Annotated in this window: 18 protein-coding genes; 3 read left to right on the top strand and 15 right to left on the bottom strand. The window is 36.6% G+C overall.

Annotation, left to right across the window (positions count from 1 at the left end; all coding sequences use genetic code 11):
- Nucleotides 1-24: 24 nt before the first annotated feature.
- The 4 genes from yyaC to OEI98_RS07695 form a co-directional block, all read right to left on the bottom strand.
- A complete protein-coding gene (yyaC, locus tag OEI98_RS07680; RefSeq protein ID WP_266036842.1) occupies nt 25-582 on the bottom strand; it encodes a spore protease YyaC in 558 nt (185 codons plus the stop codon).
- Between the two features lie 118 nt (nt 583-700).
- Nucleotides 701-1114 carry a toxin-antitoxin system YwqK family antitoxin gene (locus OEI98_RS07685; protein ID WP_266036844.1) on the bottom strand — a complete coding sequence of 138 codons (414 nt, stop codon included), beginning with the start codon at nt 1112-1114 and terminating at the stop codon, nt 701-703.
- A 205-nt stretch (nt 1115-1319) separates the two neighbouring features.
- Complete coding sequence (locus tag OEI98_RS07690) at nt 1320-1649, bottom strand: hypothetical protein (protein WP_266036846.1); 330 nt, start codon at nt 1647-1649, stop codon at nt 1320-1322.
- A gap of 222 nt (nt 1650-1871) precedes the next feature.
- A complete protein-coding gene (locus tag OEI98_RS07695) occupies nt 1872-2261 on the bottom strand; it encodes a hypothetical protein (RefSeq protein ID WP_266036848.1) in 390 nt (129 codons plus the stop codon).
- Nucleotides 2262-2394: 133 nt separating this feature from the next.
- Between OEI98_RS07695 and OEI98_RS07700 the strand changes: the two genes are divergently transcribed.
- The 3 genes from OEI98_RS07700 (at nt 2395) to OEI98_RS07710 (ending at nt 5246) form a co-directional block, all read left to right on the top strand.
- The gene (locus OEI98_RS07700; RefSeq protein WP_266036853.1) at nt 2395-2976 is read left to right on the top strand and encodes a DUF6431 domain-containing protein; all 582 of its coding nucleotides are present in this window, start codon (nt 2395-2397) and stop codon (nt 2974-2976) included.
- A 136-nt stretch (nt 2977-3112) separates the two neighbouring features.
- On the top strand, nt 3113-4429 hold the full coding sequence (locus OEI98_RS07705) for a DDE-type integrase/transposase/recombinase (protein WP_266036855.1): 1317 nt from the start codon (nt 3113-3115) through the stop codon (nt 4427-4429).
- 16 nt (nt 4430-4445) lie between these two features.
- A complete protein-coding gene (locus tag OEI98_RS07710) occupies nt 4446-5246 on the top strand; it encodes an ExeA family protein (RefSeq protein WP_003871651.1) in 801 nt (266 codons plus the stop codon).
- Between the two features lie 169 nt (nt 5247-5415).
- Here the strand turns inward: OEI98_RS07710 and OEI98_RS07715 are convergent, their stop codons facing one another.
- The 11 genes from OEI98_RS07715 to OEI98_RS07765 form a co-directional block, all read right to left on the bottom strand.
- Nucleotides 5416-5649, bottom strand: coding sequence for a type II secretion system protein (locus tag OEI98_RS07715; RefSeq protein ID WP_266036861.1), 234 nt, complete (start codon nt 5647-5649; stop codon nt 5416-5418).
- Nucleotides 5649-5849 (bottom strand): hypothetical protein, encoded by a 201-nt coding sequence (locus OEI98_RS07720; RefSeq protein ID WP_266036863.1) that lies wholly within the window; start codon nt 5847-5849, stop codon nt 5649-5651. Before OEI98_RS07720 ends, OEI98_RS07715 begins: the two co-directional genes overlap by 1 nt.
- A 67-nt stretch (nt 5850-5916) precedes the next feature.
- Nucleotides 5917-6837: a hypothetical protein gene (locus OEI98_RS07725; RefSeq protein WP_266036865.1), complete on the bottom strand. Its 921-nt coding sequence runs from the start codon at nt 6835-6837 to the stop codon at nt 5917-5919.
- Nucleotides 6838-7372: 535 nt separating this feature from the next.
- A complete protein-coding gene (locus tag OEI98_RS07730; protein ID WP_266036867.1) occupies nt 7373-7666 on the bottom strand; it encodes a hypothetical protein in 294 nt (97 codons plus the stop codon).
- A 248-nt stretch (nt 7667-7914) separates the two neighbouring features.
- Nucleotides 7915-8214: a hypothetical protein gene (locus OEI98_RS07735; protein ID WP_074592419.1), complete on the bottom strand. Its 300-nt coding sequence runs from the start codon at nt 8212-8214 to the stop codon at nt 7915-7917.
- A gap of 328 nt (nt 8215-8542) precedes the next feature.
- Nucleotides 8543-9130, bottom strand: a complete 588-nt coding sequence (locus tag OEI98_RS07740; RefSeq protein WP_266036871.1) for a nuclease-related domain-containing protein — start codon at nt 9128-9130, stop codon at nt 8543-8545.
- 29 nt (nt 9131-9159) lie between these two features.
- A complete protein-coding gene (locus tag OEI98_RS07745) occupies nt 9160-10173 on the bottom strand; it encodes a ParM/StbA family protein (protein WP_074592415.1) in 1014 nt (337 codons plus the stop codon).
- 118 nt (nt 10174-10291) lie between these two features.
- Nucleotides 10292-10750 carry a single-stranded DNA-binding protein gene (locus OEI98_RS07750; RefSeq protein WP_266036874.1) on the bottom strand — a complete coding sequence of 153 codons (459 nt, stop codon included), beginning with the start codon at nt 10748-10750 and terminating at the stop codon, nt 10292-10294.
- A 144-nt stretch (nt 10751-10894) separates the two neighbouring features.
- The gene (locus tag OEI98_RS07755) at nt 10895-11485 is read right to left on the bottom strand and encodes an HD-GYP domain-containing protein (RefSeq protein WP_266036876.1); all 591 of its coding nucleotides are present in this window, start codon (nt 11483-11485) and stop codon (nt 10895-10897) included.
- A gap of 133 nt (nt 11486-11618) precedes the next feature.
- The gene (locus OEI98_RS07760) at nt 11619-12812 is read right to left on the bottom strand and encodes an RCC1 domain-containing protein (RefSeq protein WP_416237350.1); all 1194 of its coding nucleotides are present in this window, start codon (nt 12810-12812) and stop codon (nt 11619-11621) included.
- A 208-nt stretch (nt 12813-13020) separates the two neighbouring features.
- Complete coding sequence (locus tag OEI98_RS07765) at nt 13021-13269, bottom strand: septation protein SpoVG family protein (protein ID WP_266036880.1); 249 nt, start codon at nt 13267-13269, stop codon at nt 13021-13023.
- Between the last annotated feature and the right edge of the window lie 36 nt (nt 13270-13305).

Genomic DNA, 13305 nt, shown 5'->3' on the forward strand with positions numbered 1-13305 from the left:
ATTTTTTTACAAACAATTTTTGGCTTAAATCGATACTGTTTTCTTTTGAAATCTTGCCGTCTTTAAAATATGACTTTCTATTTCTAGATATTTTTGAACTGCGTTGTTTATGTACTCTGCTGTTCTTTCTGCCATATCAGCTATGTCTCTTATTCTTATCACGTTTTCTTCTGTGTCAAAAATATAGTCTCCGTATATTAATCCTTTTATGTTGATGTCGCCTACTTTTGGTAGTTTTTTTCCTGCAGCAGCGCCAGGTTCTATTGGCCCTTCCTCAACTACAATTGCTTTGTGATATTCTTTTTTGTACGTTATTGCTACATCTACCGCTATTATTAGTGAATTTTCTTTATCTACTTCTTCTATTTTTTGAACTAAATTTACTGCATGAACCGGATTTTTTAAGTCCCCTAGTATAATGATATTTTCTTTGTTATGCAGGTTGTATACGTTTTTTAATAAATATCCTACAAAAGGACCGTAAGAATCAAATATTAACTTGTCTGTGCCTATGCAGAAAATAACTATTTTGTCCTTATTGCTCATTTGTTGAGCTATTAGATTAAACAGTGCTTCTTCCATCTTGTTTTCACCTCTTTTATTTTTTGATGCTTGATTTTTTAATAAAAATAGAGTACAGCCTTCTGTGTGCTGTACTCTATTCTGCTAATTCTTGAAAGTTTGTTTTTTAAAAAACAGATTACAAACTTATTTTTTTCCCCTGAATTTTATTTAAAATATCGTTTATTGTTTTGTATTTTTGTATTTCTCCTTTTGTTAGTGTTATTCCATTGATGTAGTATCCTTCATAAATAATTCTGCCGTCTATGTCATATTCTATCCATGCTGGACCGTCTTCCCTGTGCAGAAGGTCATTTTTGTACCATACTTCTCTTCTTACTCTGCCGTTTAAAAAGTATTTTATTATCGCTGGGCCATCTTCTCTGTGCAGTCTGTTCATCTGGTACCATCTTTCTTCTATTACTCTACCATCTTCGTCATACTCTATCCATGCAGGACCATCTCCCCTGTGAAGCTTGTCGTCTATAAGCCACTCTCTTATAATTAAGCGGCCCCTGGCATCATGTATTTCCTTTAACTTAGGTTCGCTCATTGATTTTCTCCCCTTTCTGCTTTTATCTTTACAGCCTTATTTTCTTTTTTTCTGCGGCAGACTTCATTAGGCTGCACTCTTCTCTTGTAAGCACTTGGCCGTTGATGTTTCCTCATTAAGCTTCTTTTAAGTTCCTTTTAAAACAAATTTAGCGCCGCCTTGAGGCCTATGCCTTCAAGGGGCGCTTCGTGTTTTATTTCATGACTTATTCGCCTGTCCTTTCTGTCTCTTTTCTGAGCTCTTTTAATACACTCATTACATCTACTGCCAGGCTCATTAGTGTGTCTCTACTGCAGCAGTTATCCCAGAACCAGTACTCAAAAACACTTTTCAGTGCCTCGTATATACTTTCTACTTCATCTAGATACCAGCATCTGTTTATTATCTCTATTACTTCAGCGTCATATTCGTCATCTTCCTCTATGTTTGTATTTGTATTCAGTATGTTTAAAATGTCATGTTGATTTACTACCTTCCTTACTGCCCTGAAAATTTCGCTCTCTTTGTCAAAAATTTTTGACTCCACATTAATCACCTCTGAAATTTGTAATATTGTGCGACTTTTTTAAAATTTGCTGTCACAGCCTTAATGCTTCTGTTAGCCCTACAAGAAAGCATCTTTGAAAAATACCACGCAGGACAAATAAAGCATATGCTTCTGTATTGTCTGATTGTATTTTTATTGATGTTTGCTGTGGGAGTTTATATGGACATAATCTGAATTTCTTAAAAATAGATTTTTTTCGCTTTCGTTAAATTATTCCGGAACATAAGTGGAAGCAGCTGACTGTACACTGTCGAAAATAGCCTGATAATCCGGAATGGATCCTATTGTTGGAGATGCTGTATCTGTTGTGTATATGTCATCCGGAGTTTGGATTTTGCCGTCTTTGCCAGTTGAAAATAAAATGTAGTGCATTTGATTGTCATCGGTTCCAACATATCTTGCATAAAAATATGGTTTTCCCCACGGATCTGTTATGCCCCCGGGTGTCATAATGTCATACCACTTAATCCCATGTTTTTGCAGGATTGTTCCTATGTAGTCTGGTCCCTTTTTGTAAAGTCCAGTCGCAAAATCCAAACTCATACCGGATGGATATATCCCACTGCCCTCATCTGCTGTATATGCTTCGATAATTGTCATTTCTCAAATTAATTTAGCTTAAAATCGAAAAAATTTCTCAGATTAAATAATCTTGTGATAAAATTAATGCTAAAGGAATTTGATAAATTTTTTCAGATTCCTTTAGCATTAATTTTAATTGGAGAGGTTACTTATGCAAATAGTTTTCCATGTTGATAACATTGAAGAATATTTACATAAAGGTAAAGATTACAATTTCCCTGCCCCGCCAGATAGATGTCCTCATCCCGATTGCAAGTGTAAAGTAAAATTAAAAAAGCACGGGTTTTATTACCGTTACTATTTAGACGGATCCAACTGTGTAAAAATAGCCATAAGAAGATATATATGCCCTGTGTGCAAAAGGACTCTTTCCTACCTTCCTGATTTCTGTATTCCTCATTTTCAGTATTCTTTCAATATGATTGTAAAGTCTTTAAAAGAGACACTTCTCAGAGAAAAAACTCTCAGTTCTTTCATAAGTGACTTAAAAAGAAACTTCCCTACCATACTATTTTCAAGACAGCATATATATTTTTACACCAAAAGGATAATGAATAATTTAAGTTTTATCATATACGGATTAAGGCAAATAAACCCTTACATAAAGTTATCTGAGACTGACTCACAAAGAGAGAGGGCCAGAGAGATTTTGGACATAATAAGCATTGTACCACTCTTCTCCCAACGGTTTTATGCTCATTGCCAAAAATCATTTCTGGCCTCTCTCACATAATTCTAGCATTAAACCTGAAAGATTTAAATAAAAATTTTGATTTTTTCTTAGCAACATAACTTTTTCCTTTAATGTCCCCCAGGTATGAGCTAAAATTACGATTAAGAAATCAAAAAAGTGAAGGGGGAACATATAAATGCTTGATGAAAAAGCGAGAGAAGCTATAGCATTAAAGAGATTTTCACTGATAAGTCCGGTGTTAAACGGACAGGTAAAAAATCAGAAAGAATATTTTGATGCTCTTTCCGATAAACCTATTGAGATACCTTATCTTGGAATGAGAAGATATACTCCCAAGACACTTAGAGGGTGGCTATATCAGTATTTAAGAGGCGGTATAGAAGCGTTAAAGCCGGGTTATCGAAGTGACAGAGGCAAATACAGAAAGATAGACTTTGAACTTTCAGAGAGAATAAAGCAAAAGAAGCTTGAACATCCTGAAATGCCAAACAAACTTCTTTATGAGACATTGATAGGAGAAGGAATAATATCACCGGATAAAGTATCCCTTTCGACATTCTATAGGTTTTTGAAAAACATTCCTGTAAAATCTTTAGATAAAGAAAAAGAGGGTAAAACAAAGAGGTTTTCCCATGAATACATCAATGAACTGTGGCAAACTGATGTCATGTATGGGCCATATATTAAAGAAGGTAAAACAAAGAGACAAACGTACCTTATTGCATATATAGATGATGCTTCCAGGCTGTGTACCTATGCTCACTTTTACTATACCCAGAATTTTTTAGCTTTAAGAGACTCATTTAAAGAAGCAGTGCTAAGAAGGGGAATACCCAAAATGCTCTACACTGACAATGGAAAGATATATAGAAGCAGTCAATTTGAATATATATGTGCCTCACTAGGTACATCTCTTATTCATGCTGAGCCCTTTTCACCTCATTCAAAAGGAAAAATAGAAAGATTCTTTCATACGGTGAGAATGAGATTTTTAAGCACAATAGATCCTACATCCATAAAGAGTATAGATGAGCTCAATATGATGTTTTTTAAATGGCTGGAGGATGATTACAACCGAAAAGAACACAGCAGTATTGGCATGAGTCCTTTAGATTTTTTCATGTCTCAAATATCAAGGGTAAATATGTGTAAAGACATAGATATGTTGAATGAATGTTTTCTCATAAGAGTAAATCGTAAAGTAAACAAAGATGCTACACTTAAAGTGGAAAATATACTTTATGAAACAGAAGAAAAGTTTAAAGGTATGCGCTTAGAAGTCAGATATGACCCGCAGTGGCTTAAGGATAATACACCTCTTCTACTTTTTCATGAAGGCAAAAAAGTGGGGGAAGCGTATAAGGTAAATTTTCATGATAATGCTAAAATTCCCATAGGATACACCCAAAACAAAAATGCTGTAAGCAGAAATGAAGAGTTAGTTGATTTTATTAAACACACAGTGATATCCTTTAACGATATCATTGATTAAAAAAGAGGTGTTTACAATGTTTACCCAATATTTTGGAATGAAATTTAATCCATTTTCTAAAGAGATAAGTGTAAACGACCTTTACATAAGTGAAGACATTGCTGAATTAAATGCCAGGCTAAAATATTTACAAGAAACAAGGGGTATAGGACTTATCGTTGGGGAGGCCGGTTCAGGCAAATCTACCGCATTAAGAAGATATGCTGAAAGCCTCAACCGTTCTACATTTAAACCATGTTACTTTGCTCTATCTACACTCACAGTGAGAGAATTCTATCAAGCATTGGCTATGATTTTAGGCGAAACACCCTCATACAAAAAAGTAACGCTCTTTCACCAGATACAAAGAGCGATAACAGAACTTTACTATAGCCAGAAGATAACTCCTGTCATAATATTAGATGAAATACAACTGGTTTCTAACGATGTTCTTGAAGATTTGAGAATAATATTTAACTTTAATATGGATTCTCAAAACCCGTATATATTGATACTTTCAGGACAACCACACATAAGAAACAAACTAGCCTTGAATGTAAACAGTGCACTAAGGCAAAGAATTTCTATAAAGTATGTGATGCAAGGGCTAAAAAAAGAAGAAATTCAAGATTATATAAAAACAAGAATGAAAATAGCCGGAGTGGTGAATGATATATTTACACCATCAGCATATGAAGCAATATATTCTCTAACAAAAGGGCTCCCAAGGATAATAAATAACCTGGTAACAGCTTCTCTTCTCTATGCGTATTCTAAAAGGCTAAGAGAAATAGATGAAGAAGTAATATACCAGGCACAAAATGAAATCAGTTTGTGAGAGTAGTAGCTTTCGCTACTCTCATTTTTTATTATACATCAATTAACCCAAATTGCCAATAACAGATATTAACATATTTTAGCGGTAATGCTCTTAAAAAGTGAAAAAAATTTTTAATCAGGCTGTGATAATTTGAGAAAAAATACTTTTATGCACTTAAAAAATGCCATTATAATTTGAAAATCTTTGGAGATTTAATTTGAGAATTGACAATAATTGTTTTTATTGTTCTTATGTCACTTATTGCTCTGGCCTCTCTTGCTCTGTCAGTATAACCAAGAAGCCTTGGGATTAGCACTGCTGCAAGTATTGCTATAATCGCTGTCACTACAAGCACTTCTACCAGTGTGAAGCCTCTTTTGTTGTGGATATTCTGTAAAATTTTTGCCTTTTGTTTTCCCATTATATTTTCACCTCCTTTTTGCTTTGATTTGTCTCCTTCCAAAAAAAGAGGTACAACCTTCCTTGATTGTACCTCTTGTAAATTTCTGCGTCGTACTCGTCATTCTCTCCTATGGCGCTTTCGCTAAAAGTATGTCCAATGATGTCGTGGCTGCTTACTATCTCTCTTACCGCTTTGTAAAGCTTATGTTCTATGTTCACGATTTCTTCTTAAATAAGCACGACCCCAGTTTTATCAAATATGTTTGAATATTGCGAAAATTTGCTGTCACAGCCTTAGTACCTCTTCGGTGCTTATTGTCCTTATGCTGCACTCGGGAAATTCCTCCCTGAAAACTTCTTCCTGCTCCTCTAAACACAGTATCTCTATCTTCTGCCTGCCTGTGTGCCTGAACGCCGTCAGGTCTAAATAATTCCTTATCTTTGCCTTCTTCTCTATGTCGTTCAGTATCAGCACCATTATCTGCTTCCCTTCTGCCTCATAATCTGCTTCCTTCCATGCAGGCTCCCTTAACTCCCCATAAACCCTCTCGGCCGCTGCCCTCACTATGTCCTTCTCTCCATGCTTCTTTAAAAGCTCCACTCCGACAGAATATGGAAGCAGTAACTGCTCCTTTATACCCAGCGTTTCGTCTCTGTACCTCTCCCTCTCCTTCCTGTCCCTGTAAAATATCACTGCCCTATATATTCCCAACCTGTACAAATTCGATATCTCGTGTTTCATGTTCTCTATCTGCTTCTTGTCGTAGTACTTCGTTAAAAAATAAACCATGTACTCCGTCCATCCTGAAAGCAGCCCTATAAACATGCTGCTCCTGTCTATTGAACCGTACTGCTTCTTTAACTCCCGGCCGTCTATAAACCTCCATGGACTCCCCAAAAAGTCAAAATATAAGTCGCTTCTCTGCTTCACTCTCTCCAAATAGTTGCTCTTTGACGGCGGCTTCGCCTTCGGTGTTATCCCTATGCTCTTTAAGTACCTCTCCCCTTCTATTCCTAAAAATACATAGCCGTAGTCTCTTTTTATATATTTTGCTTTGCTTAGTTTCTGAAGTCTTAAATCATGATATCGTTCTGTTTGATACAATCGTCCCACATTGTCTATTCTTACAGCAACATGTTCACCTAATATCTTTAAAAGTTCTATGTCTCTCTCAGTTAACTCAATTGTGACTTTCCTTTTGCTCACATATATCACCTCCGTTTGTCCTTTATGTTGTTATATGCTGTACGTAGCATGGCAGACACCTTTCTCCTGCTGTTTTTTATCTTCACATCTATTACAAAGGTTCTCACTCATTGTCTGTCTCCCACTGCCACGCTTTCTTGCAGTTCTTTTTTTCAGAGGCAAAAACAAACACTACTCAGGAAAATATTTGCCACTGTCACGCCTTCCTGTTGATAATCACCTTCAAAGTATATAATCGGTTCTAACAAATTATAAACATCTTCCACTGCCAAATTCTTATACAAAAGCATCTCAATTTCCAGTATACTTCCTTATATGTCTGGAATACGAAATGCGATGTTATAAAAAAAATTATGGCTTTGCTTCGAAGCCTAATATCAAAAATTCGACTTTTGGGAGCACGACGAATTTCGTTTAAACTGCGGGTTAGAGCCTAAAATTGTACGTATGTTTTTTCATACTCTTATGTTTTTTTGCTTAAAAAAAACATAGGGGTTTCTGGGGTATGGTAAACGTTAACAAAAGCATATTCTTCTTATACATTGCCACTACCTTTTCTGTTAATAAAATCCAGTATTTCTAGTGGATCAAAATTGTCAATTATGTATATATCTGTGTGAGGTTCGTCACTGTAATATCCTACAGCAGCATAGGAAACATGCTGATAGGAGTCAGATTGTATAATTCTGGAATATCTTATTCCGTTAATAATTGGAGACACATCTCTGTTATCCACATCCCAATCTTCATCAGGAATATAAAAGGCAATGAGCACAAAAATTTTTTTAAACTGTGGAAGAGGCTTTATACTTCTGATTGCAAACAGCACATTGTTTATCCAGCGCTGCTTTGTTCTCTGCTGTGCAGAGCGTGTTTTTGAAGGATAGTCCGGGATAGAAATTTTTATAACACGGCCGTTGTGTTCAACTTTCCAGTCATCTGCAGGTAAAATTATTTCAGGAAGTTCACCCCTTTTAATGGTATGGTTTACTGCTTTGTAAAGCTCTATACGTGCTCTTTCTATGCTGTCATAAACTTTTTTAGAGCTTGTTCATCTATTTCCATTCGTATCACCTCTCACATGTTTAAAAATTGATTAATGATGTTGTTAAAAAGCTCTTCGCCAAGAGGTTCTGAATCATTTTTAGACTCAGGCTGTACTAAAAAATCTTGAGTACGAGGGTTTTTTTGCTGCAGAATATCTTTTATTTCCTGTATAGTTTCCTTTATTTCTGCAAGTTCTGCAGCAATGTTTTGGGTTTGTATATAGGTCCTTAAAGCGTTTCTTATAAATTCTGCCCTTGCTTTGCCTTTCAGTTTTTGGAGAGCTTCATTAATATCCGTATCCTCTTTAAGAGTTCTGAAACAGTATCTCATGTCGACACCCTCTTTCCCGCTATTTTTTCTGGCTTAAAGCCATATAAAAAGATAAAAATGTCGACAATTTAAAGAGAGAAGTAATATAATTGTCGACATTTTAAACAAAAAAATATCTTGAAAGACACTACTATCAAGGATTTTGCAATGTCGACTTTTTTAAGTTTGTTTTGTCGACATACTCAAAAGCCTGTATTTATACGGAGTTAACCATTATATAATAGCAAAATTGTCGACAAAGTTTTTTTGTGAATTTTTAAAATGTCGACAATTTTATTTTATTCCCCTTCTAAATTCTTATGTCATGCGTTTTTTAGCTGTCGACATTTTACGTAGACGCAAGTTTTTGTGCTATTTTGTCTATAACCTCTTTTGGAATTCTTTTCTTCTCTGTAAAGTAGTCATCGTATATATCAAAAAGCAGCAGGAAAGGAAACCTATAGAAATTCATTTTGATGTACTCTGAATGATAAAATTCCATTCTGTTGAGAAGCAGTGTAGGTTTAACCATATCAATGTATTGTCCGAAACCATTTTTAATCATCCATTTTATAAAAAATCTGTAATGACGTTCATGCTGCTTTTCCGGACTTTTTATTGGCTTAAATTTGTTGTATCCTGTCATCACATACCAGGAATCCGGTCCGCAGTAATATGTTCCTCTCCAGTTTTTCTCTTCAATAATGTATATTCCTGTTTTGGAGATTATTATGTGGTCTATTTCAATTACACTGTTTTTCCCTGCAGGAAGTACTATGTTACTCATAACTACAGCAGAACGGGGGAGGAAAAAGCGGAATATTCTATTTGAGGCAAGTTCAGACAGCTTGCCCTTGAAATACTTTTCATCTTTGTTGAATTTGCTGTAAAATTCCCTTCTTAAAGGACCGTTTTGTCTGTAAGTTCTTGCCAACATATCCACCACTCCCCCGTTCTTTTTGAAAATCACATTGATTGTGCCACTTTTAAGAAGCCCTTTGCATTGGCAAACTGTGGATCGGGAATAACTACAAGTTTGTAATGTGCATCCTTAAGCTGCATGAAGAGGTCAACTGCCCCGCCACCTGCCACAAACACTGTGCTTATCCTTTCATACTTGTCTCCAAGTGTGTTCAGCACTGCTTTCATAACAGCCTGGAATGTTTCTTTCTTCAATTCGTTTAGTTCATTTGTGAAATCTATAAACTTTCTTCTATAATAAATTCTGCCCTCCCTGATTATTGTCATTAGCGTCTCTAAATCAGCATTTGCTCCTGTTTTTTGAGTATAAATTTTGTCAATGAAGTTGAGTACCCTTGAAATTCCGATGTCTATTGTGTTTGAAAGGTCAGGTATAAAATCAAGTTTCCCATTGTAATAAAAGGTAGCAAAGTCTGATGTTTTAAAACCAATGTCCACAAGAACAATATATGTGTTTTTTATGAAGTAATCATAGACGTTTGGCATTGTTAAAGCTGTATATACTGCCCCGGCTGCTTGTGGGAAGACATTGACGTCTGTAAATTTTATGACTCGTTTGATGTTGTAGTCAGGGAATTCTACGACAGCTTCAAAGTTTTTAATTTGACCCATAAATGCATCTTTTTGAGCTTTGTACTGCTTAAGAGGGAGTCCTGTTACAACTTTAAATTCTGCAGTATCTTTGTCTACAAGCAGTGCAGAAGCTGCTGCCATAAGAATTTTGGTTTCTGCAATTTCTACTCTGTGTGCATTTAAATCAAATACGCTGAATGGACTGCTTCGCTGTGCCAGTTCACCAATGTAGTAATAGCCAGACGAACTGCTGTCATCAGTTGTTATCTTTACATATAGGTTTTTGATAATATCTGTATCTTCCTTTAAAAATGGATCTATAGCTCTTTCAAAGCCCCTGGCAACAACTGAAGGAAACAGTACCCTTTTGTTCTGGCCGCTTATGCCTTTTGTGTAACCGTATCCTACGTCCAATCCCAAATGCATTGGAAAACACCCCTTTTTTTGTTTGCAGCTGTATTCTTTTCATCAATATTTTAAATAAAAAGATTTATTTTTTTTATTTTTATTTTAAACAAAAACATTTAAAAAGTCAAGCCCTTTCTTAAAAAATGTCTTCATCAAATATTGATTCGAAATCTTCGTCGAAGGAAAACTCATCAAATTCAGATGTTTCTGTTTCTTTACCTGCTGTTTCTACCCTATTCTCTGTATCAGATATTTCTTTTAAACCCTCAGTTCTGGGTCTCAAAAGCAGGTGTATGTCCTCTGCAATGACTTCTGTTACATATACGGTTTTCCCAGAGCTGTTCTGATATTTTCTGGTCTGCAGACGTCCTTCTACTGCAACAAGCATTCCTTTGGGAACGTACTGTTCAAGAATTTCAGCAAGCTTATCCCATGCTGTCACATCAATAAAGTCAGTTGGGCGCTTACCGTCCTTATCGATATAGTTTCTATCCACTGCAAGTGTAAAGTGAACAACAGAACTTCCGGACGGCAGCTGAGTTTTTTTCACATCTTTTGTGGTTCTCCCTATTAGAAACACTTTGTTAAGTGACATAAAAAACACTCCTCTCATTGGATTTTTCAATAATAATGCAAAAAAATAAAAGGCAGGGAGTATCCCTGCCACTGTAGTCGCTGCCTTGTTCGTATTTTTTGTATTTTTTAGCAAAAGACTTTATACAAAAAAGAAAAAATGGTATTAAAGTTTGGGCCATTTCTTTTTCATTTTTGCGCTTTCAAGATTTTTTGATATAACATCATCAAAAAGTCCAAGAAACGCATCCACAATTTCGGGATCAAACTGTGTCCCGGAGTTTCTTTTTATTTCTTCCAGAGCTTCTGTTGGGCACATAGCTCTTCTGTATGGTCTATCATTTGTCATGGCATCAAAAGCATCAGCTACTGATATAATTCGTGGAAACAGAGGAATTTCTCTGCCTTTTAAACCTATGTAGCCCTGCCCGTCAAAGCGTTCATGGTGGTAAAGAACTGCTTCAGCAGTAGTGCTGCTCATTTTCCTTTCTACCATGTAGTTATACCCGTACCAAACATGCTTCTTCATAACCTCTTTCTCTTCATCTGTAAGCTTATCCGGCTTATTAAGTATATTTTCCGGAATCCACAGCTTCCCTATATCATGCAGCTGTGCTGCAAGCAGCAGTTCTATTATTTCGCTGTAAGGCATATTGAGTGCTCTGGCAATTTTTTCACATACCTTTGATACACGCATTTGATGCTGTTTGAGCTGTTCTTCGATAATTGTTGTGTTTACTGCTGTGTAGGAATCCAAACAGACACCCCTCTCTTTTAAAAAATTTCCCATAATACAAAGAGGCAGGGTGCCTCTTTGTATACTCTATTATCTTTTTTATGTTTCTTTTTTAAACAACAAAAGCACAGCTTTAAAGCCGTGCTTCTGCACTTTACTTAACAACAAGGTTCTGTACTTGTACTGGATCTACTCTGTTGATTGTTGTGCCGTTACCTAACTGGCCGCAGCTGTTCCATCCCCAAGCCCAAACTGTGCCATCTTTCTTGAGAGCTAGAGAATGCCAACCACCAGCACTTACTGTTATTACATCACTTAAGCCTTTTACTTGTACAGGAGTTGACCTGTTTGTTGTTGTACCATCTCCTAATTGGCCGTAGTAGTTACATCCCCAGGCCCAGACTGTACCGTCTGATTTAATAGCAATAGAGTGATAGCTCCCAGATGTTATTTTTATTACGTTGGACAAATTATTAACTTGTACCGGAACGGTTCTTCGTATTGTTGACCCATCTCCCAATTCACCATAATAGTTCCAACCCCATGCCCATACCGTGCCATTGGATTTTAAAGCAATGGAATACCCACTGGAATTACCGTTTAATGTATAATCATTCCCTGCTGAAATAGCTGTTACTTGAGTCAAGTTTTTAACTTGTATTGGAATATTTTTGTTTGTAGTAGTTCCGTCCCCTAATTGTCCATGAGCGTTCCATCCCCATGCCCACACTGTGCCATCAGACTTTAATGCAAGAGAATGACCGCTTCCAGCCACAATTGCTTTTATACCTGTTATGTTTGAAACCTGCACTGGCATGAGTGCGTTAACATTTGTCCCATTGCCAAGCTGTCCATAGTTATTTAATCCCCATGCCCAAACTGTCCCATCTGATTTTAGGGCAAGCGAATGGGCATATCCAGCTGCTATAGCTATTACATTTGTAAGACCTTTGACTTGTACTGGAGTATACCGGCTACTTGTTGTGCCGTCACCTAGCTGGCCGTAATAGTTCCATCCCCATGCCCAGACTGTACCGTCTCTCTTGAGAGCTAGAGAATGGAAGGCACCTGCACTTACTGCTACTATATCACTTAAACCCTTTATTTGTACTGGTGTGTATCTATTTATTGTTGTACCGTCACCTAGCTGACCGTAAGAATTATCTCCCCATGCCCAGACTGTGCCGCTGATGATAGCAAGGTTATAGCGCTCCCCTCCACTAATCTGGTTAGCTAGTGAAACAGCTGCTGTTTTTCCTCCGTTGTTAGACGGTACAGAATCTGTTGAGCTGTATTTTGTCGTGTCTACTGCCCCCTTTACTGCATCGCCTTTCTCTGTTGCATACATGTCATCACTTGTACCTATCTTACCGTCTCTGCCCGGACTTAAAAGTATAAATCCTGTCTGCGTATCTGCTGCAGGCCTCTGCATCACTGATGGAAGTAATAAACTTAACGCCAGTAAAAATGTCAGAGCAGTTATTAGAAACCTCTTTCCGGTACTCATTCTATCACCACCTAGTCTTTTATTTGGTTCTATAAAAAAAGAGGCAGGGTTATTCTGCCTCTTTGTACGCTTTTATCACATTTTCTATTATTTCCTGCCTCAGCTCTCTGTTCACAGGATAAGCTACAAGAGAGCGCTTACCCTCTTTGTTAACATGGTCTGGGAGAGCTACTACCAGTCCACTTCTTGTTTGTATCACACGTGTTACTATTACAAACGAGTCATCAAGAAAAACTTTTGCAAAACCTTTTAATCTTCCGTTTTCATATTTTTGAAAAGCTATTTTTGTTACTTTCATTAACCGTTACTCCTTTCCCGTTTTTTTTATTATTTT

Source organism: Thermoanaerobacter sp. RKWS2 (genome assembly GCF_026240795.1).
Lineage (GTDB): Bacteria > Bacillota > Thermoanaerobacteria > Thermoanaerobacterales > Thermoanaerobacteraceae > Thermoanaerobacter > Thermoanaerobacter ethanolicus.